This window comes from Chitinophaga rhizophila, assembly GCF_019492185.1.
In the GTDB taxonomy this organism is placed as follows: domain Bacteria; phylum Bacteroidota; class Bacteroidia; order Chitinophagales; family Chitinophagaceae; genus Chitinophaga; species Chitinophaga rhizophila.
The window spans coordinates 524,273-549,786 of record NZ_JAICCF010000003.1 but is presented as its reverse complement, the minus strand read 5'-3'; the positions used below and the strand labels follow the sequence as shown (position 1 = coordinate 549,786).

The window sequence follows — 25,514 nt, the reverse complement described above, 5'->3', positions numbered from 1 at the left end:
CCTTTATCAACAGAAAAATATATTGCGGGATCATAGGGTGTGATGTAACTTCAGGGTGTTCAAATTAACCCGATGAACTTCTCCGGAATATTCAGTACCATGTTATCACTTGGCGCGCTGCAAGGCTTCATCATGAGCGGACTGCTGTTCTTTGCCCGAAAACGGCCGGCAAGAGATCGACTGTTGGCGCTGGTGATCCTGCTCATAGCAACGGCTTGCCTTAACCTGTACCTAAACTATGCCAGCTGGGTGGGGTCGGTACCCCTCGTCGGATTTCTGTTGAATTTTGTACCTCTGATAATAATAATGCCTATTGGTCCGCTGATATATTTTTATGTAAGAAGTACCCTGGATCCGGCATTTGTAGTGACCCGCCAACACCGCCTGCATTTCTGTCCAATCATTATTGATATGGTGCCCCAGCTGGCGGCAGTCATCTACGTAGCCGGCATTGTGACTGGAGTGCTGGACAGGCGGCCGCAGCCCTGGGTGACTTTTATTGATACCTACAATGTATATTCAGATATACTACGTTGGTTATCAATGACCTTGTATGTCTACTTTTCTTATCGGTACATGGTTGCCACCCCTATCAGCAACCAGCAACATTTGCAGTGGATCCGGCAATTTCTGAAGGTATTTCTGGTGTTCCAGCTCATATGGCTGGTATACCTCGTACCATATGTAATACCTCGTTATACTGATTGGCTGCTGGATAAGGTTGACTGGTACCCGGTGTATATTCCGATGGTGATATTGACCTATTATCTGGGCATCAAAGGATATATGCTGACAGCCGCCGGAGAAATGCCGGTTGTTAAAAGTCCTGCAGTTACCCAACCTATTGCTGCATCAGTTGTTAGCGAGGCAGTATTTCTACTGGTAAATGCTATGGAACAGGACCAGCTTTACCTGAACCCCGAATTGAACCTGTCTATCGTGGCCCGGTATACCGGACTTCCCCAGAAAACTATCTCTGCAGTGTTGAATCAACATCTGCAGAAGAGCTTTAATGAGTTCGTGAATGAATATAGAATAGCGGCCTTTAAACAGAAAATTGCCGAGTCCCGGCAGGAACAGTTCACCATTCTGAGCCTGGCGCTGGAGTCGGGCTTTAACTCCCTTCCTACTTTTCAACGTGCCTTCCGGAATAATACCGGGATGTCTCCCCGGGAATATATGAACAACCCCGGCAAAGTGATTAAAAGCTGAAAATGAATGGATTAAATACTGATCAAATCCGGATTTGAGTGGACAGCAGCCAGATTAACCGCTTCTTTTGCTGGTAAAAAAGAAGCCATGTACCCACGAATTTTATTTGTTGTCTGTTTACTCCTGTTCACTAAACCCGTGTTTTGCCAGGACCCGTTCATTGTGTTTTCCGGGACTATCACAGACGCTACCAGCCATCGTCCTATCCCCGCCGCCAACATTCAACTGAAGAACGGGCATTCCGGCACTATGACAAATACCCTGGGGAACTTTACCTTTAAAATACCTACCCACTTAGTTGCAGACAGTATCCTGATATCCTGTATAGGGTATCGGACTGTGGTCAGGTCTTTTTCGGGAAATAGTGAGTTTGTTAATATCGGTCTCGAACCTGCCATTATTGCCTTGCCGGAGGTAGCTGTGTATATACCCGACGGACTGGATATTATCAGGAAAGCAGTTGCCCTCATTCCGCAGAATTATGATACAACAGATACCAGGATGACTGCCTTTTACAGGGAGAACATTCACTTCAATCATGATACCCTGAACTATAATGAGTCGGTATTGGATATCTTTAAGACTTTCCGCAGGGACAAAACGTATAGAGACCAGGTACGCATCTTAAAAGGAAGAAGAAGGCCCTCTCCCCCGAATAATGATCCGCAGTTCTACAACTGGATAGGTAATATTCTGAACACGGCTTACAGTTCATTGTCAGAAGATATCATTAAATACCACGACGTAAAGAACAGTCTTCTCCGGCCTCAGAACTATCGTTACTATCAATATTCCCTCTTGGAGACTATCACAGAAGGTGGCCGTAAGTTGTTGGTTATCCAGGTATTACCCAGGGGAAATCACAGGAAGGCTATTTTACAAGGCCGCATTTATATAGATGAAGCTACCTATGCTATCGTCAGGTTAGATATGGAAACCAGTTCCCGGGGTAATGAGTACATTAACAGGCATGGCAAGGGTGGGATAGCATATATTATTATGTCAAAAGTAGTTGGCGCTACCCTGAAGTTTACTGCAATAAGAACAGTACTTTCTTATAAGGCATATAAGGGCAAGTATTATCTGCATACCGTACAACGGCATTGGGAGGTGGCTATTGACAGCAGGAAGAGAAATCTCCGGGAAGTACCCTGGTCCGGCGATTTTAGCTTGCTGGTTACGGATGTAAGCAAAGACAGTGTACGGCAATTCCAGACAGGCGTGGCTGATGCTCGCTCTTCTATGAACTATCAGGTTAGCAATAGTTACGATCCTGCTTTCTGGGAGCATTATAACATCATTCAGCCGGACCTGCCCGATACGCTGAAGACCGTGCCGCAGGTAGCAGTTGCTCCGCTGAAGCGCGTGTCTAACCGCCAGCATGGTTTTACGCGGGCCGATACACTCAGAGGGCAGCTCTCCCCGCTTCGCTCCTGCTATGACGTGAAGTTTTACTACCTCGATGTAACCATAGATACCAGCCAGCGCCGGTTATCCGGCAGCAATCTGATCAGGTATAAGGTATTGGAACCCTTTGACAGGATGCAGATAGACCTGTATGCCAATATGCGGATAGAACGTATCCTGTATAATGGTAAGCCCTTGTCATATACAAGAGAGTACGATGCTGTATATGTTTCTTTTCCGGCAATGCAGGCTGCTGGTAGTACCGGAGAGATGACAATTTATTACGAAGGCATTCCACAGGTCCCCGATAAAAGTATACCGATGAACGGTGGCCTGATATGGGACAAAGACGAAGCAGGAAACCCTTGGGTGCAGATGGTCTGCCAGGGATCTGGTGCCAGCTTGTGGTGGCCATGTAAAGATCACCTATCTGACGAGCCGGACAGTATGCGTATCTGCGTGACTTTGCCGGAAGGCTTTACAGAGGTATCAAACGGGCGTTTGCTGCGCAAGGTATCTGTTGGTAATGGCCAGAACCGGTTTGAGTGGCAGGTTAGTTACCCGATCAATAACTATAATGTAAGTTTCTGTTTCGGAAAGTACCTGCATGAGACGGATTTATATGTGGGTGCAGACAGCCTGACTATTGACTACTATATCATGCCGTATAATAAGCCGCTATTCCAGCAGCTCAAAGCCCAGGTAAAGACAATGCTGGCTTGTTTTGAGAAGAACTTCGGACCTTATGCTTTTCGCAGAGATGGATTTACGCTGGTAGAGAGCCCCTACCCGATGGAGCATCAGAGTGGCGTGTGTATCGGTAAGCTGAGAAAGGATATTAATATGCAGTATCCCGCCCTGGTCTGGCATGAGTCTGCGCATGAGTGGTGGGGCAATGCGATCAGTTGCCGGGATATAGCGGATATGTGGATACATGAGGCATTTGCAACTTATGCAGAGGCTTTGGTCATTGAGCAGATGTTGGGTAAAGAGACGGCAACAATATTCCTGAATGACCAGAGAAGCGGTGTTTTCAACAAAGAGCCGGTAATAGGCGAGTACGATGTGAATCATATCTATTATGAGATCGGGGATATGTATGGGAAGGGAAGCTTGATGCTGCATACCTTCAGACAGGTATTACAAAACGATGTTTTATGGTTTGACCTGCTAAGGGGCATCCAGCAGCATTACCGTTATCAAACGTTGTCTTCAGATAGTCTTGTCAGCTATATATGCCGGTTTACAAAGCAGGACTACACGCCTTTCTTCAACCAGTATCTGAAGCATGTCCATCTTCCCCGGTTGGAGTACGCATTACAGCAGCAGGGTAAAGATCTGATAGTACGTTACCGCTGGAAGGCAGATGTTCCTGCTTTTAATATGCCGGTCAGAGTAACAACGGCTGCTGGCAGGATGGCCTTTATTCGTCCGGCTACCACCTGGAAGACGATGACATTGAAGAATATGCATGCTGATGATTTTGAAGTGGATGAAGCGCACTTTTATATTGATGTAGCGGATACCAGCTCAGGGGAAACCTCGTTCGTTGAATAAGTGGTATCTTTGCCGGATAGCTTCAACTGATTTTAATGCAAAACAACAGCAGGTTTATAGCCATCGAAGGACTGGACGGCGCAGGTAAGTCTACGCAGATTGATCTACTCAGACAGTTTTATAGTAACCAGGGAATAGAAACAAGGTTTGTACACTTCCCAATTGTACAGGAAGGGGTGTTTGGAGAATTGATTGCAAAATTCCTGCGGGGGGAATTTGGAGAGGTGAAAGATGTGCATCCGCAACTTGTCGCTTTGTTATTTGCAGAAGACAGAAAGGCATTTTCACATACTATCAATGAATGGCTGGCTAATGGATACGTAGTACTGGTAGACCGGTATGTTTTGTCTAATATAGCCTACCAGTGTGCAAAGCTGAAAACTGAAGAAGAAAAACAGGCGCTGCGGGAATGGATCAATATGTTTGAATATGAGTACAATGGTATTCCAAGGCCGGATCTTTCAGTATACCTGGATGTGCCATTTTCGTTTACAAAAAAGGCGCTGACCCAGCGGCGTGCGGCTAATGACAGGCAGTATCTGAAGGGAAAAGAGGATATACATGAAAAGGACTTTTCTCTTCAGCTGGCAGTGAAGCAGGAGTATGATATACTGGCAGATACAGATCCTACTATTACAAAGATTGTTTGTTGTGATCAGGATAGCAACATGCGTACTGTTGAAGATATCCACGCAGCGATCATCCATAATATCAGTAAATAAGGGAACATCTGTCAATTACATCCACCTCTCACTTATCCTGGATGCAGGTAGTTAGTGAGGCTGTGGTGCTTTGATAAGATAGATGCCGTTAAAAGGGAAAGGGAGGCTCATTTGAGCCTCCCTTTCCCTTTTAATATCTACTTACAGGCTTATGAGCCGTAACCTGGATTCTGAGGCCTCAGATTAGGGTTATTTCTCATTTCCTGGATCGGTAATGGAAACAGCAGGTGTTTTTCTGCCAGTGTAGCACCAGAGTTTTTGTTGACGTGACCGGTAAAGTTGTCGAAGCCATTGGTATCTTCGTTATATACCTTTCTCAGTCTCACCATATCAAACCAGATAATGCCTTCATAGGCAAATTCATGCCAGCGTTCGCGCCATACAGCCAGCTCGAAAGCAGCAGGCGTAAGTCCCTGTAAAGCAGTCAGATTGGCTCTGCCGCGTACACGGTTCAGGGACTCATAGGCAAGCGCATTAGGTGCACCGTCTGCTTTGTTCTGTGCTTCTGCATAAATCAGCAGGGTTTCTGCAAAACGGATCTGCATTAGGTTCAGGTTACTTCTGCCGGTACCGGCTTTGCCAACACTACCATGGCCTTCCGCATCAAAATGTTTAAAGATGTAGGGTCCGCCTAGTGGGAAAGGCGCACCATTACCGTTTTCGTAATAAGAGGTAAAGAAGAACTGTTGTTCATCCGTACGCTTATCGGTTGGTTCATACTTTTTGTATGAGTTATAGAAAGACGCCGTAGGCACAGAGCTACCAACACCGCTGCCAAAAGCAGATACGTTCTTGGCAAGTGAGTTGTTAGGAAGCATAATGGTCTGCAGCGGATTACCTTCAATATCAGCCAGGTACTGTACCTCAAAGAGGTGTTCCACCCGGTTATTCTGCGTTACCGAATGCAGGTCGTTGTAGTTGGTAAAGAGGTTTACCATCGTCGGATTGGCAGCAGAATAGTCTATTACTTCCTTAGCCTTATCAGCAGCCAGCTTATAATACTCAGTGCCTTTATTCAATGGTGCGCCGGCCATGGTCAAGTATACCTTTGCCAGCTCTGTTTTGATAGCGGCTTGTCCTACCCTGCCTGAAGCATCCATCCATGGCAGTCCGGAGGCTTCCGCCGCCTTCAGATCCGTAACTATCTGGGTATAAATATCTTCTACCTTGGTACGGTTTGGATAAAAGTCCGGAGAATTGGCAGTTTGTGGAGTAAGTATCAGCGGCGCATCACCCCATAATCTTACGATATAAAAGTACGCCCAGGCCCGCATAAAGCTGGCTTCACCCAGGGTTCTCTTTTTCTGAGCTTCATCCATTGGGTTGATACCGGGTATTTTCTCCAGGGCGAGGTTGGCCTGGGCAATCACCCTGTAGGCTCCGTTCCACCATTGTCTTACATGCAGGTTATCCCCGTCATATACCAGACCTAACAGGTTGTTAAGGTCAGAGTTTTGAGGAGTGGCAGTAGTAGCAGTGCCGGTAGGAGCATCCAGCATCTGGAAGTTGTTAGAGAATATACCGGCTCCGGCAGCGATAAAACGGGCGCGTGCATAGGCTGCGAATACAGCAGCATCAGCATGTTCAGGGAGCGTATAGAAGTTGTCAGGAGACAGGTTGGATGGATCCTGGTCTTCCAGGAAGTTGGAACAGCCGGTCATAAACAGGCTACCTCCGAGTAATATACTGAATGCGGTTTTTTTAATGTAGTTCTTCATGAGCATCTCTTTTTTCTGGATGAATGTTGACTAGAATGCTACGTTTGCGCCCAGCTGGAACGTAGTAGGTTTCGGATAATCAAAGAAGGTCTGACCCTGGGCAAATGGCTGGGAGTAGGTACTTACTTCCGGATCATTTCCACTGAACTTGGTAGCCAGGAAGAAGTTCTGAACAGATGCATATAGTCTCAGTTTGGAGAGATGCAGGCGTTTCAGTTTTTCAGGAGAGAAGTTATACCCCAGGGCCAGGTTACGGCCACGGAGGAAAGAACCATCTTCTACCCAACGGGTATCTACGTTGGTAACATAGCCTGCTGCCGGGTTACGTGGTGCAGCGATATCCGTATTCTGGTGATCTTCTGTCCAGTAGTTCAGTACTGATTTGAAGCTGTTTGCCAGGCCTGTACGGTCTTCACCGGAGTGGTGAGTCATATTCAGTACATCATTGCCATATACAAACTGCAATTCGATAGTCAGGTCCAGATTTCTGTATTTGAAGGTGTTGAAGAAGCCTCCCCAGAAGTCAGGGTTACCATTACCGATGATCATACGGTCAGCATCGTTAATAGCGTTGTCGCCATTTACGTCGCGGTACTTGATATCACCGGGCAGGATAGGCTTACCACCACGGTAGTCTTTGAACAGGGCAGCCTGGGCTGCTTCTTTTGTGCTCCAGGTACCTTCACGTACCAGTCCCCAGAAGGAACCAACCGGTTCACCCACACGGATGATGTTAGTCTGGTTGGTGAAGTTGGGTCCACCCACACCAAAGATGTCGGCAGGAGACGCCAGAGACAGTACTTTATTCTTGTTGAAAGAGACGTTGAAGGTGGTAGTCCAGGAGAAGTCTTTATTTTCAATATTCACGCTGTTAATGCCAAGTTCCAAACCTTTGTTCTCCATGGAACCAATGTTCTTCCGGATGTTAGGATAGCCACTGCTTCCTGGTACAGGCGCTTCCAGCAGCATGTCGGTAGTCTTCCTGTAGTAGATATCCGCTTCCAGGGAGATCCTGTTTTTAAACAGCCCCAGTTCGAGACCAAAGTCATACTGAGCCGTTTTTTCCCATTTCAGGTCATCATTACCTAACCTGTTGGTACCAACACCCTGTACTTTCTGCCCGTTCAGTGGGAATGCGAAATCGTTACTTGCAGCAAGCGACGGCAGGTAGTTGTACGGATCAATCTCTGAGTTACCAGTCAGACCATAGCTGGTACGCAGTTTCAGAGTGGAGATAGTTGTATTGTTCTTCAGGAATGGCTCTTCAGATACGCGCCATGCCAAAGCTCCTGATGGGAAGAACGCATACTTGTTATTGGGACCAAATTTGGAGGAACCATCTGCGCGGCCTGTGAAGGTTACGTAGTACTTATCTTTGAAGCCATAGTTGACCCTACCGAAGTAAGAGTTGAAGGCAAAGCCAAGTTTACGGGAGCCTGCACCTGAAGATGGGATCAGTCCACCTGCACCCATATTGTTGTTCTGGAAGTAGTCGGTGGAGAAGTTCTCTGCGCGCAGGTTGAAGCCGAAGAGGTTATCCTTTTGCCAGCCCACCCCTGCTATTGCATTGATGGAGTGCAGGTCGTTAAAGCGCTTATTATAAGTGAGGTAGTTTTCAAATGACCAGTATGTTTCTCTGTCATTGGCTGTGATTGCTATACCCTTCTGGGTAGCAGAGATATCCAGCAGTGAACGTCCGTTCCATTCATTTCTGCCACGGGTTACGATATTAGCGCCTACAACACTGCGGAACTCGAGTCCTTTGGCAAGTGTGATAGTAGCATAAGCGTTACCCAGTACGTTTTGTGTCTGGAGCATGTATTTACGGTCAGTGAGAATATGTACAGGGTTAGAACCGCCTTCCGCGCCCGGATACATTTTGTTATTACTGTAGGTACCGTCCGGCATTTTAACAGGCAGGAATGGTAATCCTTCGGTAATCATACGCACAGCGTTCAGTCCACCGGTACCGATATCTACCAGGTTTTCGTCCTGGTTGGTATAGCCCAGTGAGCCTCCTACCTTTAGCCATGACTTCATTTGGCTGTCAAAGGTGAAACGGGCAGAGTAACGTTTGAGGTAAGAATTGAGCAGCAGGCCCTGATCATCTCTATAGCCCAGGAAGAGTCCGAACTGGCTGTTTTCATCCCCACCGGTAAAGCCTAGCTGATGGCTATGGGATACCTTTTTTTGCACAGATTCTTTGAACCAGTCAGTATCGTATAGCGGGTTGCCATTGCTGTCGAACAAGAGTGGATTGGTTCTTTTTAGCTTAGGATCTCTGGAGATATAGTCGCCTTTCGCCCAACCTTCCGGATCGTAGATTTCTGCGTTTTTCCAGGCCAGGTCTTCTACCTGCATGTATTCCCGTGCATTCAGCATTTCTACTCTGCGAGGGCCGACAATGTTATAGGCCAGGCCAGCATCGTAGGTGACGCGGCTGCCGCTGGCGTTACCTCTTTTGGTTGTTACAAGAATAACACCGTTAGCACCTCTGGCTCCATAGATGGCAGTGGAAGAAGCATCTTTCAGTACTTCCACAGAAGCGATCTCATTAGGGTTGAGGAAATCAATTGCGTTACTGTTCTGCGTCTGAACACCTACAGGGATAACCACTCCGTCTATTACATATAGCGGGTTATTAGTAGTATTGATAGAGCTGAAACCGCGGATGCGTACGTTCGTCTGCCCTCCTGGCCGGCCGGAGTTAGTATTTACCTGTACCCCTGGAATCCTGCCTGCCAGTGCCTGATTGACAGAAGCGGCAGGTCTTTCTTCCAGTTGCGCTGTTTTTACAGATGCTACCGCGCCGGTAAGGTCGGAACGGCGCTGTGTACCGTAACCCACCACGACAACGTCCTGTAGGGACTTTACATCGGAAGACAAACTGACGTTAATATTATTTGCATCGGCGACAGGTTTTTCCTGGCTCAGGTAGCCAATGAAAGAGAACACCAATGTGCTACCCTGTGCAGCGTCTATGCTATACGTACCATCTGCTTTTGTCTGAGTACCGTTAGCTGTGCCTTTAACTTGAACAGATACCCCGGGGAGAGGAGAGTTATCCCGGTTATCCAGAACTCTACCGGTTACTTTCCGGCTTTGGGAGAATGCCTGCAAAGTCATTAGCAATGCCAATGTTCCCTGCACAGCGATTCTCATGAAACGTGTGAATTTGGATTTCATATTTTGGAGGTTTTAGAGAATAGATTAGCATGCACATACAGGAACTTCCTGCATATGCGACCTGGATCAGTGTATTGACATTACATCATTATTTTACGTGGCTCAGTAATGATAAAATTAATGCTGATCGATATCCGTGGATAAAAGAAAAGCTAACAGTAAATAAATTGATGACTCTTTTAACGCGTTCGGAATTTTGGTTTACGTCAATAGTTAGTTTAAAATATGATTACGGCTCCTAAAGTATGGTAACTTCCTGTTAAAAGTAGAATATTTTTTAAGTAAAGTAAAACGTTTTTGCAAAAAACTTTTTCTTATCCGGAGCTATACTGGTACTGCATTGGCGGCGGATTTTTCTATTACTAACATCAATAAAAGATCACAGATCTGTAAAAAAGAAAACAGGAAAGTAGCATTTTGGCGTACTTTCCTGTTTAGTTATAAATGTTTGATAAAATAGTATCCTTCTACTCTACCTCAAAGATAAAAAACTGTGTTTCTTCTTTACTGTCAAAGTTGTTATCAGCTACGAATACCATACTTCTATTTCCGTTAGGTAGTACAGGTCCGAAAGTCATACCTTCTACATTGTCAACATAAGTATTGAGGCGCTCGAAGTTTAGTAGTAATGATTTCTTTACAGGTATAAAGTTTTGTGTTGTTTGCAGGGATACAGTGTTGTCAACATTGGTTGCATGTTGGAGTTCGGCTATAAAGACTTTGATGGTGTTGTTCTTTACACCGGTGGAGAAAGACCGCTCCATAACCAACAACTTCTGTTCAGACAGTACCAGTATATCCGAAATACCATTTACACGAAAGGCAGTGTCTGGTACGGGCTTGTATGCAACCGGATCGAGCTTATAGGCATATTGTGCAACTGGCTTTCTGGTAGTCAAGTCATATTTGATCAGCCTGATATAAGCGGTTGTATCAGCTAGTCCGGCTTTGGGACCGTCTTCATAGCGGGGTTCCTCCAGGCTAACAAACATGTAACGCCCGTTGGCAGTAAATCCCAGTCCCTCGAATACGCCGTTACGTCTGGGGCCGTTATCTGTAACGCGCATATGAAACTGCTCAGGTATAGGAAAGCTATCCAGGAGACGTCCGGAGCTGTCAATCTCAAATATACCCGGATCATTTAGGATATTGCCTTTGTTAGAAATAATCCGCTCACCTTCACTGCTCCATATAAGTTTTCCTGTATGTGGGTTGTACCTCATCGCCTCGGGATCAGGCGCAAAATGTTTGTCGGGAGGGAATACGTTTCCATCACGGGCCTTTAAATAGGTGACACTGGTAAATTGTACACTGTCTGTTGCATTTCCGGGTACAGGTATTCGTGCAGTATAAAACCTGGCAGGCTGTTTCTCAGATCTGTCATCACATATAAGGTAGTATATCTTGCGGGCAGTATCGTAGTCAATACCGGATAGTCCTCCGATAGTAGTTCCGTCAAAAGGTTGGTCGTGTGGTACAACATATTTATGCAGTAGCCGCAGTGATGAAACGGCAGGTGTTGTTTCATTGCCGGTCGTTTTCCTGGCAGTGGTGCAACCACTTAGTAAAACCGCCATCAGCAGTAATCTTCTCATATACGCATGTTTTTGCCTATGTGCAAAAGTAGCGAATGAAAACAAGGAACCCTCCAGCTTGAGCAGGAGGATTCCTCAGTAACACCATTTGTGTGATTACTTTTCTCTTTGATATTGAACGGTTAAGATACTTTATTACTTAATGAATAAGCTTGCGATATCCAGTACCTGGTCTTCTGTCAGGAACTCGTCAAAGGCTTCGGTAGCCGCTGCTTTATCTACCTGACTGGCAATACCGGTGATGGTTACCCCTGCCTGTACCTGGTTGTCTTCGCCGGCGTATACAGGCTGAATAGCAGGAACGTTATTTTCTGCATTAGTGATCCACGGCTTCAGTGCAGGCTGTGGAGCAGATGTCAGATTTCTGCGCATATAACGGATGTGTGCTGCGTGGCGTGCTTCTATAGAGTGGATCTGCAGGGCGACAGTTAATACCGCCGGATTCTCCATCAATACAGTTGCTTTACCTTTATATGCCCTTACACCGGTATCTTCAAACGCCTGAGCTAAGATCAGGAGTGTTGGGTAATCCTGAAAAGGTTTGAGGTTTAAGCTTCCGCCAGTGAAGTCGAAGGTTGGCTTAGTAACAGGAGTACCGCCAGCGCCGGTGATTGCGCTTTTCAGTAATGTTACGTGGGCATTCTCGTGATTAGCGATGGTTGTAAATGCGCCTAAGGATGCAGCATTGGGAAAGAGGGAAGTTCTGGTAATTGCAGTTGAATAATATTCAGCTTCCAGATATTCCAGCGTAAGCGCATAGTTTAATACGCCCAGCACATCTGCGGGAGTACGACCATAGGCTTTCTTCAGCATACTACCCAATGCAATGGGAAGGGCAGAAAGAGCAAGCACACGGCCAATATTCCTGAATTGTTTCATCGCATCTCTGCGGGTGTCAAGACGCTCGTTTATTTCGGGGTCTATTTTCTCTATCTCGTTAAAGATGTTTTGCAGATTCATAGTGATCAGTTTTTACAATGAGGAATGCGCGTGTTACTTAGGAAGCGTATTGGTATTAACTTTAGTTTTGATATACGCGCCTGCTGCCGCAAAGACTTCCTGTGGCGTTTTAACAAAATCGAGGCCCTGGGCATCTGCATCTGAAGCAAATGAACCATTGCTGATAAGGTCTCTGATGAGTGCTGCATGGCGTGCCTCCACAGATACTATCTTACCGGCAAGTACCAGGTATTCGGCCGTTTTGATAAATTTTCCCGCACCATTGTAAGCAGCTACGCCAAGATCTTCAAAAGTCTTGGCAGCGCCTAATACTGCGTCTCTGCTTGAGAAATTGATTGAGGAAAAGTCTACTGTAAGATTGGGGATAGCTCCGCTTGCAAGAGCTTTCTTGAAAAATTCACGATGAGCTATTTCATGATTACGTATGTCTGTGAGCAATGTCAGTTCAACATCTGAAATGCCGGAGTAAGGAGTGGCTACTACCTGCGTATAGAAGGCTGCTTCCAGTTGTTCCAATGCATAGGCATAGTTCAACACAGATACGTCACCGGTGCCCAGGCTTACGCCTTCGTCAACCATACCGCCATCCTCATCGCTGCTACAGCTTGCGATAGATCCTGCGGTAAGAATGGCCGCGCCCATACCAGCGTATTTAAGGAAAGCACGGCGATGTACATTAGGCATGGCAATACCTTCCTCCTTACCATCACTGGTTACGGAGCGGGTTTTCCGTATTAACATAAGATGAGATTTAAAGTGAACGAAAATTTACACCTACTAACAAATAGAAAAGAAAAGAAAGCTACGCGATAGCTGAAACACGTGGATATTTTTCCGGATTAATCGCAAGTGCTTCTGATTTGATATACGGGGGATAATCCGTTCTGGTTTTTGATTTTTACTAATTATTTATTCTCCTGAAATTATGACCAGTAGAGCTTTTTACTAAAAAAATAAGGTAACCAATCGTGCTGTCAGAGTGTAAGTTTCTCTTCAGTACGATTGATTACCTTTCACACAATGGAGTTCGGTTTGCCTGACTTAAACAGCCCGGCCGCGTATGATATTTACAAGAATAGCAATGATCGCCAATACTAGCAGTGCATGTATAAGACCACCAGCGGAGTAAACAAACGCACCCAGAACCCATCCGATAATTAGAATAACTGCGATTAAATAAAGTAAGCCGTTCATATCAAAAAGATTTGGTTAAAATTGTAAGTAGAAAATTTATGCCAGATCATGTTAACAACACGATGAGGAATGAAATCCTTCTATTTACAAGTGTTTGCGAGGAGAGGCCCCTTATATAAGCAATGTGTACCATTCTAAAAAGAGTGATTTTCTATGTGGAACGTATTCCCCAGCCAGGGTAGATTCTACGTCAAACAATACATGAGATCCGGCTACGAGTCAAGCCCCGTCTGAAACCGCAGATCTGGTCATATTTTTGAACTTCTTACTTTACATATATATTAGTCAACATCGCATTAATTTAAAATTTACTATCATGCAACTCAATGAAAAATTGTTGGAAGCCCTGAATGACCTGGTTAGAATTAACCGCGACCGTGTGGAAGGATATAGAAAAGCAATTGATCAGACCGATGATGCAGACCTCAAAGCATTGTTTCAAAGAATGGCAGATGAAAGTAATTCATATATAGATCAACTGAACATGCTATTACTGACAAATGGAGAAGGTGCAACTATGCAATCCTCTATCTATGGAAGAATCTATAGAACCTGGATGGATGTCAAGGCTACCTTTTCCGGCCCGGATCGTCATTCCATCCTCTCCTCTTGTGAGTATGGAGAAGGCGCCGCCCAGCGGACCTACGAGGAAATACTACGTTCCAGTATCCCGATGCCTTACAGTGTGCGTGAACTGATCGCCAATCAAAAAGGTGCACTCAGAAGTTCACATGATACAGTGAGAACTTATAGGGAATTGGAGAAAGTTGCTCATTAGTGGGTTTGTTCATTTTGCACAACCTTGTTCTTTTTGTTCAAAATAGACATCACCTAGGTTGTTCATTATGAGCGGCTTACATTTGAAATGTAAGATTAAGCGGCTACTTATCTCCATAAGTAACAAATTTCAGTAATGGATTTAGGTAAAATTCGCAGCCCCGCGGAAATGCGGGGCTGACTTGGTTATATTATGCTGTTAATATCCTTCATCCCAGTCCTTCCACACAGGCTCATACCCTTGTGATCTTAACATGCCACTGATATGCTCCGGACTACGCTCGTCTGATATTTCAAATTGCTCCAGTGACGACAGGTCGGTGGCATACCCTCCAGGATTCGTTTTAGAACCCGCACTAAGCGCTGTAATACCCAGTTTGATAACATTGTCCCGGAAGCAGGGTGTTTCACGCGTAGAAAGGCTTAATTCGACTTCCTGGTCCAATATCCGGTAAGCACAGATCAGTTGTACCAGCTCCCGGTCATTCATCTCCACCTTGGGTGGTAAGCCTCCTGAACATGGCCGTAGCCTCGGAAATGAGATGCTATACTTTGTCTGCCAGTATGTTCTTTCCAGATATTGCAGATGTAATGCCGTAAAAAAGCTGTCAGTGCGCCAGTCTTCCAGCCCGATCAGTACGCCAAGCCCAATCTTATGCACTCCTGCCCTGCCTAGTCTGTCCGGGGTATCCAGCCGGTAGTAGAAGTTGGATTTCTTGCCTTTCGGATGATGAAGCTTATAGTCAGCATGGTGATACGTTTCCTGGTATACCAATACCCCATGCAGACCATCCTGCTTAAGTGTTGCATACTCTGCTTCATCCATAGGTTGCACCTCCATAGAGATGTTGGCAAAGTGTGGCCGTATCACCTGCATCGCCTCACGGAAATAATCCAAGCCTACCGTCTGATTGGCCTCTCCTGTCACCAGTAAAACGTGTTCATACCCCATAGCTTTAATTACTGCCACCTCCCTGAGTATCTCATCCCTGCTAAGTGTCTTTCTGGCAATTTTATTGTCCAGGCTGAAACCGCAATAGGTACAGATATTTTGACATTCATTGCTTAAATAAAGCGGTATATACAACTGCATAGTATTACCAAAACGCTGCTGGGTGAGTTTCCTGCTCAGTTGCGCCATCTGCTCCAGATACGGAGCCGCTGCCGGTGATATCAGCGCTTTGAAATCTTCCAATGTACGCCTGCCTGCTGCAAGAGCGGCCTCCACATCACGGGACGTTTTAGCATAAATAGACGCTTTTACCGCGTCCCAGTCATGCTGGTCAAATATGTTTCTGAAACCTGACATCTTACGCTTCTTTTAAACTTCGTCAAGGAAACCGATTAATGGACTGGATGCTGCTGCTTCCTGAAGTACCGGTGCAAGTCCTGCTTCGTAGGCCTGTCTGCCTGCTATCACACCCAATCTGAAAGCTCTTGCCATCAATACCGGATCTTTGGCCACAGCAATGGCTGTATTGACCAGTACTGCATCCGCGCCTATTTCCATCGCTTTGGCTGCATCCGAAGGACTGCCAATACCTGCATCCACAATTACCGGAATATTACTTTGTTCGATAATGATTTCAAGGAAGTCGAGTGTCTTTAGCCCTTTATTGCTGCCAATTGGTGCACCCAGCGGCATCACAGCTGCTGTACCTGCTTCTTCCAGTCTTTTACACAATACCGGATCTGCATGCACATAAGGCAGTACCACAAAGCCAAGCTTTACCAGCTCTTCTGCTGCTTTTAATGTCTCTATGGGGTCTGGCAGCAAATACCTCGGATCCGGATGGATCTCCAGCTTCAGCCAGTTCGTTTCCAGTGCTTCCCTTGCCAGTTGTGCGGCGTATACGGCTTCTTTGGCCGTCCTTACCCCAGACGTATTCGGCAGTAATTTTAATTGTGGATGTTGCACATGCTGTAGCATATCATCCGAGTGATTGTGCACATCTACCCGTTTTAATGCGACTGTTACCAGTTCTGAGCCTGATTCCAACAACGCTTCTTCCATGACTGTCATAGAAGAGAATTTACCTGTGCCGGTGAACAGGCGGGAAGAAAAAGTGTGTCCTGCTATTACCAGAGGTTTCATATTGTAATTGATAATATTGTTTGAGATTTGTTTTCCCCATGGGTAATAAGTCCGCTTACGGCAATACCATGAATGCCGGTCTGCATCAGTGCAGGTACATCTGCTGCCAGTATCCCCCCGATAGCAATAACCGGAATCTGAATATTCCGTTGCTTTAGTGCTTGCATCATATCAGCAATACCCTCCAGACCGAGTATCGGACTAAGCTTCTCCTTCGTCTTCGTAAAACGATAAGGGCCCACTCCTACGTAGTCGGCTCCTTCTTTTACATGGGTCAGGATGTCTTCCAGTGTGTTAGCTGTTCCTCCAATAATGAAGTTACTGCCTGTTATGGCTCTTGCTGCAGCCACTGTCATATCCTGCTTGCCTACATGTACACCATGCGCACCTACCTTCACCGCAATGCGCGGATGATCATTGATGATAAGCGTAGCATTATAGGCAGCGCAGATAGCTTTTGCTGCCAGCGCGCTGCGAAGCACGGTCTCCTCTGGTTCATTCTTAATACGGAGCTGTATCCACCTGCAGCCAGCTTCACATGCTGACTGTATATTCTCCAGGTGAGAGGCAGCCGTCGTTTGCTGCGATATGTAATGTAATGAGCTGATCATGTGTTATGATATCCTAATAATGATGAATGACTGGCCAGAAACTTTTCTGTGTAAAGCTTGGCCGTAATACAGGCTGTTTGTAAGGGCATCCCTGCTGCCAGTTGGGCGGTGATGGCAGCACTGAGTACACATCCGGAACCGTGTTTAGGGAAGACTGATTGTTTACCCGCAGGAATGTCCAGAATTGTCAGGTGTTTTTTGCCGCTTTCCCCCTCCGGTAGATATAGTGTATCTATTCCTTGCTTGTCCGAACGGTGCCCGCCTTTCAGCAGTATTGCACAATACGAGGCTAGTTTCTTTGCTGCGGCCTCGCCATCTACTGCTCCGGTCAGCAACATGGCCTCCTGGTAATTGGGTGTCAGCAGGTAGACTTGTTCTAAAACAGCTTTCCAGGTGCTTAATCTGGTATCGTCATGAAAGGTGTAGCCTGCGCTGGCTTTCAGCACCGGGTCCAGTACGATCCTGATACCTGGTCTGAGGGAGGTGATAGTGCTTATCACTTCCAGCATTGTGTCTGCATCTTTCATGATACCAATCTTACAGTATTGCACTGGGAATGTCTCTAGCAAAGGCTTCAATTGGGCAATGATCTGAGCGGCAGATTGCCATTCGGCAGAAATGAACCGGGTATCTGTCTGCACGGTAAGGGCAGTACAGACACCCAGTCCATAGGTGCCGAGTGCTTCAAATGTTTTTATATCAGCCAGCAGGCCTGCACCCGCAGAAGGGTCCATTCCTGCAAGGCTTATCACGAAGGGCCGATGTTGTGCCATATATCTTTAATTTGACGGAACCTGCTTACCGCGGCTGCTGGTTCCTGCCAGATAGCGCCCAAAAGGGCAATCCCGTCAAACTGCATATTGCGGGCTTTGCGTGCTGTAGTATGATCGACTCCACCTAACGCCAGCACGTTACCAGTGTAATTGCCTTTCGACAGTTGGAAATCTTCACTAAAAGCACTGTAATGCGCTGGTTTGGATATGCTGTCAAATATTGGTGCCAGCAGCAACTGATCCCAGTAAGCGCTTGCGGTCTGTAACGCCGCAGTTGTATGTACGCTGGTGCTGAGTCTCCAATCCCGTTGCCGGTATTCCACTAGCTTATCAACAGGAAGAAGACTACTGCTGGTTTCACTGAAATGCACTCCCTGCAAACCATACGTCTCACAGAGCTCAACGTGTTCTGCTATAATAAGCTGATTATAACAGGTGGCATCCGCTTCCAGCAGCAGCTGTTCATACTCCGCAATTGTCCATCCGGGTTTGCGCAGCAGTATGCAGTCGGCTCCTTCATCCAGTAGCTGTTGCCAATAGATGGTTTCTTTCGGCAGATAACTGCTGTGTGTGATAATCTGTATCATTAGAAGTAAATAGCCCCTCCCTGTTCTTTGAAGGCATTTGCTTGTTCTGCCATACCAGTTTCCAGTGCCAGTGTCTCATCTATCTGTTGCGTAGCGGCATAATCCCGTACTTCCTGCGTAATCTTCATAGAGCAGAAATGTGGTCCGCACATAGAGCAAAAGTGAGCAATCTTTGCTCCTTCTGCAGGCAGGGTCTCATCATGATAGGAACGGGCAGTCTCTGGATCGAGCGACAAGTTGAATTGATCCTCCCACCTGAACTCAAAACGTGCCTTACTTAATGCGTTGTCACGATGTTGTGCACCAGGATGTCCTTTTGCCAGATCAGCAGCATGCGCAGCAATCTTATAAGTAATCACTCCCTGTCTAACGTCCTCTTTATCAGGCAGTCCGAGGTGCTCTTTGGGCGTAACATAACACAGCATAGCGGTACCGAACCAGCCGATCATAGCTGCTCCGATAGCAGATGTAATGTGGTCGTAGCCAGGAGCAATATCTGTAGTTAACGGACCAAGCGTATAAAAAGGTGCTTCTTTACAATGCTCCAGTTGCTTATCCATATTGGCCTTTATAAGGTGCATCGGCACATGGCCTGGTCCTTCGATCATTGTTTGAATATCATGTTTCCAAGCATGATGGGTGAGTTCCCCGAGTGTTTCCAGCTCTGCAAATTGTGCGGCGTCATTCGCATCAGCGATGCTTCCAGGCCGTAGTCCATCACCAAGTGAAAAAGCTACATCATAGGCTTTCATAATGTCACAAATCTCTTCAAAGTTGGTATACAGGAAGTTTTCCTTATGATGTGCCAGGCACCATTTAGCCATAATCGAGCCTCCGCGTGACACAATACCGGTCGTACGTTTAGCGGTTAATGGTACATAGCGCAGCAATACACCCGCATGGATGGTGAAGTAGTCTACGCCTTGTTCTGCCTGTTCTATAAGCGTATCCCGGAAAATATCCCAGGTTAGTTCCTCTGCCTTTCCATTCACCTTTTCCAGCGCCTGGTAGATAGGTACAGTACCAATGGGTACAGGAGAGTTACGAATAATCCATTCCCTTGTTTCATGGATATTTTTACCGGTGCTGAGATCCATAATTGTATCTGCTCCCCAGCGACATGCCCATACCGCTTTTTCTACTTCTTCTTCTATACTTGACGTAACGGCGGAATTGCCAATATTAGCGTTTATCTTAACCAGGAAGTTACGACCGATGATCATGGGCTCGCTTTCCGGGTGATTAATGTTATTGGGAATGATTGCACGTCCGGCAGCTACCTCCTGCCTTACAAATTCCGGTGTTATAAACTTTACAGGTGTATTTGCGCCAAAGGACTGTCCTTTGTGTTGTTGCCATAGGGCATTATTTTCCTGAAACAGCTTTTCTACGCATTGGTTTTCACGGGTGGCGATATATTCCATTTCCCGGGTAATGATCCCTTTTTTTGCATAATGCATTTGTGATACATTATGCCCTGTTTTAGCTCTTAACGGCGAGTGCTGATAGGAAAAGCGTAAATCGTCCAGCCGGTTGTCGTCCAGTCTCTGTCTGCCATATGCAGAGGTGATACCAGGAAGTTTTTCCACGTCATTGCGATCCAATATCCAGGACTCCCTAAGTCTCGGCAGGCCTTTGCGTACGTCTATATCTACATTAGGGTCAGTGTACGGGCCACTGGTATCATATATTACAACAGGTGCGTTGGGCACTTCTTCTCCTTTTGTACCGTGCAGGCGTGTAGGAGTCAGCGTGATCTCTCTCATGGCAACGCCATCTACATAAATTTTTCTGGAGCCAGGAAATGGCGTACGGGAAATGGAATGCATAATCAGACAATGATTTACAGTGAGTAATAGTATTGAAGTATCCTTAAGACAGCAGGCAAATGAACATAGTGGTTACTTATGGACATAGAATGGCCCTTATGGCTGTAATATCCATTTGTAAAGCGTTCTGTATTCAATATGTCAGCTGGAATTATCCTCCCTGAGTCGCATGGATGATGGTGACCTTATCTGAAGTCTGCAGGGTCTGATCATGCCATGAGGTTTTGGGTATGACCTGGCTGTTAATGGCGATTGCAACGCCTTTTTCTGATGGGAGTTGAATAAACTGTAAGAGGGCAGCAACAGTTGTTCCTGGCTGCACCGCATAAAGTTTATTGTTTACAAGCACTTCCATGTTTGCAAGGAATTTAGTTAAACAATAAACTTTAAGGATGGAAATGATGGAGCATTCAGCTTGTTTCCCTGAAGTACAGTGAGCACTGTGTCAGGTACTTTTTCCTACGGCAGTATGAACTGCATCAGGTCTGAGGGTCTCATCTCAGCTTCCCGGTTATATATTGTTCCGGGAAACACCCCTAAAGTGCCTTAAAGGTAGTTAAAATTGTTAAACTACTATTCCTATCTTTGATGCTATGAAAAAAAGTCTGCTTTTGTCAGTAATCTCAACTGTTATAGTTGCAGCTTGCCAACAGCCTGCACCTCCACCCCAGACTGTTCTGGTAGAAGACAGCAGCCTGATAGATGTGCCTGATACAGTCACTCCTGAGACTATTATAGATTCTATTACTACGATCAAGGCAGACACCATTTCGTATAGCGAAGCACAGTTATTAGGCAAGTGGTTACAGCCTGTGCCTGGTGTAGACAAAGCAACACAGGGTTTTCAATTAAAGAAGAACGGGGGCATTACATCGATTAATACTTATTCAATGGTGTATGATAAGTGGAGTGTTTCTCACGACACTTTACTTTTTTGGAGTCACATAGAGGGTCGCCCTCAGAAAGATTCTGCGGTAGTTATTGATACTATACTTATCAGGTCGCTGACAGATACTTCGTTAGTGCTATTCCCTATCAAAGCTGCAGAGGGGTATATTGAGGAATATAAAAAAGCTGCTAAAAAGAAATAGCCAGTGCTTAAATAGCCGACAGGTAACAAGCAGTATGGCGTATACTGCCTGTCACCTGTTTCCGGACTATTGTAGTCATGAACTTTACTAGTTATACATTTGCCACAAAGCTACTGCGCAGGCTACTACTGCCATAAATACACCGGCAGTGGCAACTTGTGTGTCGTCAATATTTCTGTGCGCTTTTAAAACGGAGAGCCCCCCAATTACTATAGCTGCTATACCCAATACAAGAGCTGTATTCGGGTTCCTTGCTACAAACGCATATACTGCAGCGAATATGCCTGCAAACATTGATACGAAACAGGCGATTTTTGTTGGTGTGGACGTAGTGTGCTGTTGCATATGAAGATGAATTAAACGTGATAACAATTAGTTTATAACTTTTTCCTGTTTTGCTTGCTCCCAGGGCACTTTCAGTAGTGTCCCGATCTGCTGATAATGATCGTCCTGATACTCATCCAGTCCGTAGCGCAATCGTGTTACGTCTTTTACTTTCACGAATGTGCCGAACAGACGGTCCCAGAATGAAAAGATATTTGCGTAGTTAGAGTCTGTCTCCGGCTGGTAATGACTATGATGTACCTTGTGCATGTCAGGCGATACAATGATCATGCTAAGGATGTTATCTAGCCATTTGGGTAACCGGATATTTGCGTGATTAAACTGTGACATGAATGCTGAAACACTTTGGTACAGCATCACCATCCAGATAGGTATGCCCATTGCAACAATAGCCAGCAGCAGTGCTACTACCCTGAAAATGCTCTCTACCGGATGATGTCTCAAAGCTGTAGTAGTATCTACTGCAGTGTCAATATGGTGTATCTTATGAAAATGCCACATCCAGGCAATTTTATGCTGAATAACATGTACCAGGTAAGCGCCAATAAAGTCCATCATCATAATGGCAAGCAGGCAATGCAGCCAGCCCGGAAGTTCAATGGTGTATAACAAGCCAAATTGCGTTCTGGCCGTCCATTCTGAGGCTGTAACAATCAGAAACGCAAAGCCTAGATTAACAACAGCGGTTGTTAACGTAAAAAAAAGATTAGTGCCGGCATGCCTGTACCGGTCTCCTTTAAATGACAGGCGGGGAATAACACCTTCTATCATCCAAAGCAGTGCAAGTCCGCCTACAAGAAAAGCGGCACGATACAACGGAGGAATATTATTAAAAAATTCTTCCATACGGGAATGCGTTTATTGCATGATGGGTTCCATGCGGTGATCAGTTAACGTGAAATAGTGGTCATCAAACGGGGGCAAATCAATCGCTTACTGTCCTTATTTACAGCTATTAATTTACGACTTTTTCAAATAATAATTCTTTTGAAAGTGGCTAGGGGCAAAGAAAAAAGCAATCCCCTTGTGAGAGATTGCTTTATAGATAAACATTAGTTATTAGTTGTTGCCTTACCGGTCTAGTTATTCAACATAAGCGGCATTACCAGCATCAGCAGATCTTCATTTTCTTCTTTTTCAGAAGGTTTCAGGATACCTGCTTTAGTTGGTGTAGATAATTCAATAGAGATCTCATCTCCTTCTGCTGCATTCAGCATTTCGATCAGGAACTTGGCATTGAATGCAATCTGCATATCATCACCAGTGTACTGGCAACTCATACGCTCATTACCTTCAAAAGAGAAGTCAACATCCTGCGCTGAGAGCTGCAATTCGCTGCCTGTGATGCTCAATGCAACCTGGTTGGTGCTCTTATTGGCAAATACGCTCACACGTTTCAAAGCGTTCTGGAAATCGCTTTTTGCCACTGTCAGGCGATAAGGATTGTCTTTTGGAATAACTACCTTATAATCAGGGAATCTTGCATCGATCAGACGACAGATCATCTGTGCGCCATCATGTGTTACAAAGAAGTGATTCTGGCTATAGGCAATTTTAATCTCTGTGTCATTGTCAGGTAATGCAGACTTCAGCAGGTTCAACGGCTTTTTAGGTACGATGAATGTTTCTGCTTTAGGGCATTCTACTCCGGTTCTTACATATTTTACCAGACGGTGCGCATCTGTTGCTACAAATGTCAGACTGGTAGGAGTCAGTTCAAAAAATACACCTGTCATAGCTGGACGAAGATCGTCGTTGCTTACTGCAAACAGTGTTTTGTTGATCGCCGTTACCAGTGCGGTAGACGTTACGTTGAATGATGTAGTATCATCAGCAGCAGGTTCTTTTGGGAAATTCTCAGGGTTTTCTCCCATCACCTTGTACTTACCATTGTCGGAAGTGATTTCAACCGCGTATGAGTTAAGATCTATTTGAAACGTCAGCGGCTGGTCAGGCAGGTTTTTGAGTGAATCCATCAGGATCTTTGCCGGTATACAGATACGGCCACTCTCTTTGGCTTCTACCTCCAGCTTTACCTTCATCACAGTCTCAAGATCTGTAGCGACTACAGTCAGTTCGTTCTTATCTATCAGGAACAGGAAATCTTCCAATATAGGCAACACCGTGTTCGAGTTGATCACCCCGCTGATCTGCTGCAATTGTTTTAACAAAGTAGAGGAAGAAACGATAAACTTCATGTGATATATTGTATTTACTTATTTGCTATGATTCAAAAAATAGCCCTCGCAACGGGCAGTGAGGCGATTGACAGCAATCTGCATCCTGTTAACCCATCTAAAATAAGGCTTTTTAAGAATGCGGACAAAGATAGAAAGAATTGTCAAGTATCGTGCTATTTACAGATATTATCGGAAAATGCAATGTTAGATAAAATGATGATTAGTAAGGCTTCTGTTAGATTGTTTTTAATAAAAGGCCGATTTATTAATATGCTTTGAAAAAATCTACCTTTTCTTTTAAATGATGTTCATATCCTTTAGCTTTGCGGGCGCAAAAAAATATTTTTAAAACTAAAATTCTTTTGGGTTATGAAACTATCTCATTTAGCCGAAACCTTGATCGGGTCTGAAATTATTAAGCTGGCCGGTGAGATTAAGGAGAAGCAGGCCAAGGGCGAAAAGATCTACAATTTCACCATTGGCGATTTTGATCCCAAGGTATTCCCGATTCCGGCTGAATTTGAGGAAGAGATCATAACGGCTTACAAGGAAGGATTTACCAACTACCCCCCCGCTGATGGTATTCCTGAACTCAGAAAATCTGTTGGTGAGTTCATCGCCGAACACGAAAACCTGAACTACGATCCTGCTAAAGAAATTGTTATCTCCTGCGGCGGACGTCCAATTATCTATGCAACTTTCAGAACAATTGTTGACAGAGGAGAAAAGGTGGTTTATGCTACCCCTTCCTGGAACAATAACCACTATACTCACTTCCTTGAAGCAGAACATGTCGTACTGGAAACTAAACCAGAAAACGACTTTATGCCTACTGCTGCCGAACTGAAACCTCTCCTGAAGGGAGCTACCCTTCTGGCGCTGTGTTCTCCGCAGAACCCGACCGGTACTGCTTTCGGTAAGCAACAGCTGGAAGAAATCTGCGACCTGGTGATTGCTGAAAACAAAAGCCGTGGTGCTGATGAAAAGCCTCTGTACATCATGTTTGACCAGATGTACTGGGTGCTGACCTTCGGTCAGACGCAGCACTATACTCCGGTATCCCTGCGTCCTGAGCTGAGAGACTATACCATCTTCATAGATGGTATGAGTAAGGCTTTCGCTGCTACGGGTGTAAGAGTTGGGTGGGCTTTAGGTCCTGCCCACGTGATAGCAAAAATGAAGTCTATCCTGTCTCACGTAGGTGCCTGGAGCCCTATGGCAGAACAACATGCTGCTGCCCGTTACCTGCGTCGCAAAGACGAGGTTAATGCTTACCTGAAGAAGTTTAAAGGTGAAGTAGAAGAGCGCCTACAGAAGATCTATGAAGGATTTGATAGCCTGAAGAAAGCTGGTCACCCAGTAGAAGCTATCGCGCCACAGGCTGCTATCTACCTGACTCTTAAGATCGATCTGGCTGGTAAAAAGACTGCTGACGGTACAGTACTGGAAGATCAGGCGGCAGTTACTTCCTATATCCTGAATGAAGCCAAACTGGGACTGGTTCCGTTCTATGCATTTGGTGCAGCTAAAAACTCTCCGTGGTATCGCCTCAGCGTAGGTACCTGCGTAAAAGAAGAGATTCCGGCTATGATCGCTCAGCTGAAAGCTGCGCTGGAAAAGCTGCAATAAGATTGTTTAATGGCAAGCGACATAAAACAGGAAAGGCCGCCCCGTC

22 protein-coding genes and 1 riboswitch are annotated in these 25,514 nt (G+C 45.5%); of the genes, 6 read left to right on the top strand and 16 right to left on the bottom strand.

What is annotated here, in order from left to right:
- Window positions 1-72 precede the first annotated feature (72 nt).
- The 3 genes from K1Y79_RS16730 to tmk all read left to right on the top strand — a co-directional run bounded on the left by K1Y79_RS16730 (window position 73) and on the right by tmk (window position 4,898).
- Complete coding sequence (locus K1Y79_RS16730; RefSeq protein WP_220251310.1) at window positions 73-1,212, top strand: helix-turn-helix domain-containing protein; 1,140 nt, start codon at window positions 73-75, stop codon at window positions 1,210-1,212.
- Window positions 1,213-1,299: 87 nt separating this feature from the next.
- Window positions 1,300-4,176, top strand: coding sequence for a carboxypeptidase-like regulatory domain-containing protein (locus K1Y79_RS16725; protein ID WP_220251309.1), 2,877 nt, complete (start codon window positions 1,300-1,302; stop codon window positions 4,174-4,176).
- Window positions 4,177-4,211: 35 nt separating this feature from the next.
- Entirely contained in the window at window positions 4,212-4,898 is a 687-nt protein-coding gene (gene tmk / locus K1Y79_RS16720) for a dTMP kinase (RefSeq protein ID WP_220251308.1), read from the top strand.
- A 149-nt stretch (window positions 4,899-5,047) separates the two neighbouring features.
- Here the strand turns inward: tmk and K1Y79_RS16715 are convergent, their stop codons facing one another.
- The 6 genes from K1Y79_RS16715 to K1Y79_RS16690 all read right to left on the bottom strand — a co-directional run bounded on the left by K1Y79_RS16715 (window position 5,048) and on the right by K1Y79_RS16690 (window position 13,551).
- Window positions 5,048-6,616, bottom strand: a complete 1,569-nt coding sequence (locus tag K1Y79_RS16715) for a RagB/SusD family nutrient uptake outer membrane protein (RefSeq protein ID WP_220251307.1) — start codon at window positions 6,614-6,616, stop codon at window positions 5,048-5,050.
- 30 nt (window positions 6,617-6,646) lie between these two features.
- Window positions 6,647-9,802: a SusC/RagA family TonB-linked outer membrane protein gene (locus tag K1Y79_RS16710; protein WP_220251306.1), complete on the bottom strand. Its 3,156-nt coding sequence runs from the start codon at window positions 9,800-9,802 to the stop codon at window positions 6,647-6,649.
- A gap of 467 nt (window positions 9,803-10,269) precedes the next feature.
- On the bottom strand, window positions 10,270-11,397 hold the full coding sequence (locus K1Y79_RS16705; protein WP_236059675.1) for an esterase-like activity of phytase family protein: 1,128 nt from the start codon (window positions 11,395-11,397) through the stop codon (window positions 10,270-10,272).
- 135 nt (window positions 11,398-11,532) lie between these two features.
- Window positions 11,533-12,357: a ferritin-like domain-containing protein gene (locus K1Y79_RS16700; protein ID WP_220251305.1), complete on the bottom strand. Its 825-nt coding sequence runs from the start codon at window positions 12,355-12,357 to the stop codon at window positions 11,533-11,535.
- Between the two features lie 33 nt (window positions 12,358-12,390).
- Complete coding sequence (locus K1Y79_RS16695) at window positions 12,391-13,098, bottom strand: ferritin-like domain-containing protein (protein WP_220251304.1); 708 nt, start codon at window positions 13,096-13,098, stop codon at window positions 12,391-12,393.
- Window positions 13,099-13,398: 300 nt separating this feature from the next.
- Entirely contained in the window at window positions 13,399-13,551 is a 153-nt protein-coding gene (locus tag K1Y79_RS16690) for a lmo0937 family membrane protein (protein WP_012788302.1), read from the bottom strand.
- Window positions 13,552-13,867: 316 nt separating this feature from the next.
- Here K1Y79_RS16690 and K1Y79_RS16685 point away from each other — a divergent pair, with 316 nt between their 5' ends.
- Window positions 13,868-14,329 (top strand): PA2169 family four-helix-bundle protein, encoded by a 462-nt coding sequence (locus K1Y79_RS16685; RefSeq protein WP_220251303.1) that lies wholly within the window; start codon window positions 13,868-13,870, stop codon window positions 14,327-14,329.
- 198 nt (window positions 14,330-14,527) lie between these two features.
- Here K1Y79_RS16685 and thiH read toward each other — a convergent pair whose 3' ends face one another.
- The 7 genes from thiH to thiS form a co-directional block, all read right to left on the bottom strand.
- Entirely contained in the window at window positions 14,528-15,637 is a 1,110-nt protein-coding gene (thiH, locus tag K1Y79_RS16680) for a 2-iminoacetate synthase ThiH (protein ID WP_220251302.1), read from the bottom strand.
- A gap of 12 nt (window positions 15,638-15,649) precedes the next feature.
- Window positions 15,650-16,423 carry a thiazole synthase gene (locus K1Y79_RS16675; protein WP_220251301.1) on the bottom strand — a complete coding sequence of 258 codons (774 nt, stop codon included), beginning with the start codon at window positions 16,421-16,423 and terminating at the stop codon, window positions 15,650-15,652.
- Complete coding sequence (locus tag K1Y79_RS16670) at window positions 16,420-17,034, bottom strand: thiamine phosphate synthase (RefSeq protein ID WP_220251300.1); 615 nt, start codon at window positions 17,032-17,034, stop codon at window positions 16,420-16,422. The genes K1Y79_RS16675 and K1Y79_RS16670 overlap by 4 nt, the downstream gene beginning before the upstream one ends.
- Window positions 17,031-17,807: a hydroxymethylpyrimidine/phosphomethylpyrimidine kinase gene (locus K1Y79_RS16665; protein ID WP_220251299.1), complete on the bottom strand. Its 777-nt coding sequence runs from the start codon at window positions 17,805-17,807 to the stop codon at window positions 17,031-17,033. The genes K1Y79_RS16670 and K1Y79_RS16665 overlap by 4 nt, the downstream gene beginning before the upstream one ends.
- Complete coding sequence (locus K1Y79_RS16660) at window positions 17,783-18,394, bottom strand: thiamine phosphate synthase (RefSeq protein ID WP_220251298.1); 612 nt, start codon at window positions 18,392-18,394, stop codon at window positions 17,783-17,785. The genes K1Y79_RS16665 and K1Y79_RS16660 overlap by 25 nt, the downstream gene beginning before the upstream one ends.
- Window positions 18,394-20,223, bottom strand: a complete 1,830-nt coding sequence (gene thiC / locus K1Y79_RS16655) for a phosphomethylpyrimidine synthase ThiC (protein ID WP_220251297.1) — start codon at window positions 20,221-20,223, stop codon at window positions 18,394-18,396. The genes K1Y79_RS16660 and thiC overlap by 1 nt, the downstream gene beginning before the upstream one ends.
- Before the next feature lie 151 nt (window positions 20,224-20,374).
- The gene (gene thiS / locus K1Y79_RS16650) at window positions 20,375-20,578 is read right to left on the bottom strand and encodes a sulfur carrier protein ThiS (protein ID WP_220251296.1); all 204 of its coding nucleotides are present in this window, start codon (window positions 20,576-20,578) and stop codon (window positions 20,375-20,377) included.
- 84 nt (window positions 20,579-20,662) lie between these two features.
- Window positions 20,663-20,771: riboswitch (TPP riboswitch) on the bottom strand.
- A gap of 45 nt (window positions 20,772-20,816) precedes the next feature.
- Between thiS and K1Y79_RS16645 the strand changes: the two genes are divergently transcribed.
- Complete coding sequence (locus tag K1Y79_RS16645) at window positions 20,817-21,314, top strand: lipocalin-like domain-containing protein (protein WP_220251295.1); 498 nt, start codon at window positions 20,817-20,819, stop codon at window positions 21,312-21,314.
- A gap of 87 nt (window positions 21,315-21,401) precedes the next feature.
- Here the strand turns inward: K1Y79_RS16645 and K1Y79_RS16640 are convergent, their stop codons facing one another.
- The 3 genes from K1Y79_RS16640 to dnaN all read right to left on the bottom strand — a co-directional run bounded on the left by K1Y79_RS16640 (window position 21,402) and on the right by dnaN (window position 23,857).
- Complete coding sequence (locus tag K1Y79_RS16640; protein ID WP_220251294.1) at window positions 21,402-21,659, bottom strand: hypothetical protein; 258 nt, start codon at window positions 21,657-21,659, stop codon at window positions 21,402-21,404.
- Window positions 21,660-21,686: 27 nt separating this feature from the next.
- Entirely contained in the window at window positions 21,687-22,505 is an 819-nt protein-coding gene (locus K1Y79_RS16635; RefSeq protein ID WP_220251293.1) for a sterol desaturase family protein, read from the bottom strand.
- A gap of 233 nt (window positions 22,506-22,738) precedes the next feature.
- Window positions 22,739-23,857, bottom strand: coding sequence for a DNA polymerase III subunit beta (dnaN, locus tag K1Y79_RS16630; protein ID WP_220251292.1), 1,119 nt, complete (start codon window positions 23,855-23,857; stop codon window positions 22,739-22,741).
- Window positions 23,858-24,208: 351 nt separating this feature from the next.
- Here dnaN and K1Y79_RS16625 point away from each other — a divergent pair, with 351 nt between their 5' ends.
- Window positions 24,209-25,468 carry a pyridoxal phosphate-dependent aminotransferase gene (locus K1Y79_RS16625; RefSeq protein ID WP_220251291.1) on the top strand — a complete coding sequence of 420 codons (1,260 nt, stop codon included), beginning with the start codon at window positions 24,209-24,211 and terminating at the stop codon, window positions 25,466-25,468.
- Window positions 25,469-25,514: the final 46 nt, after the last annotated feature.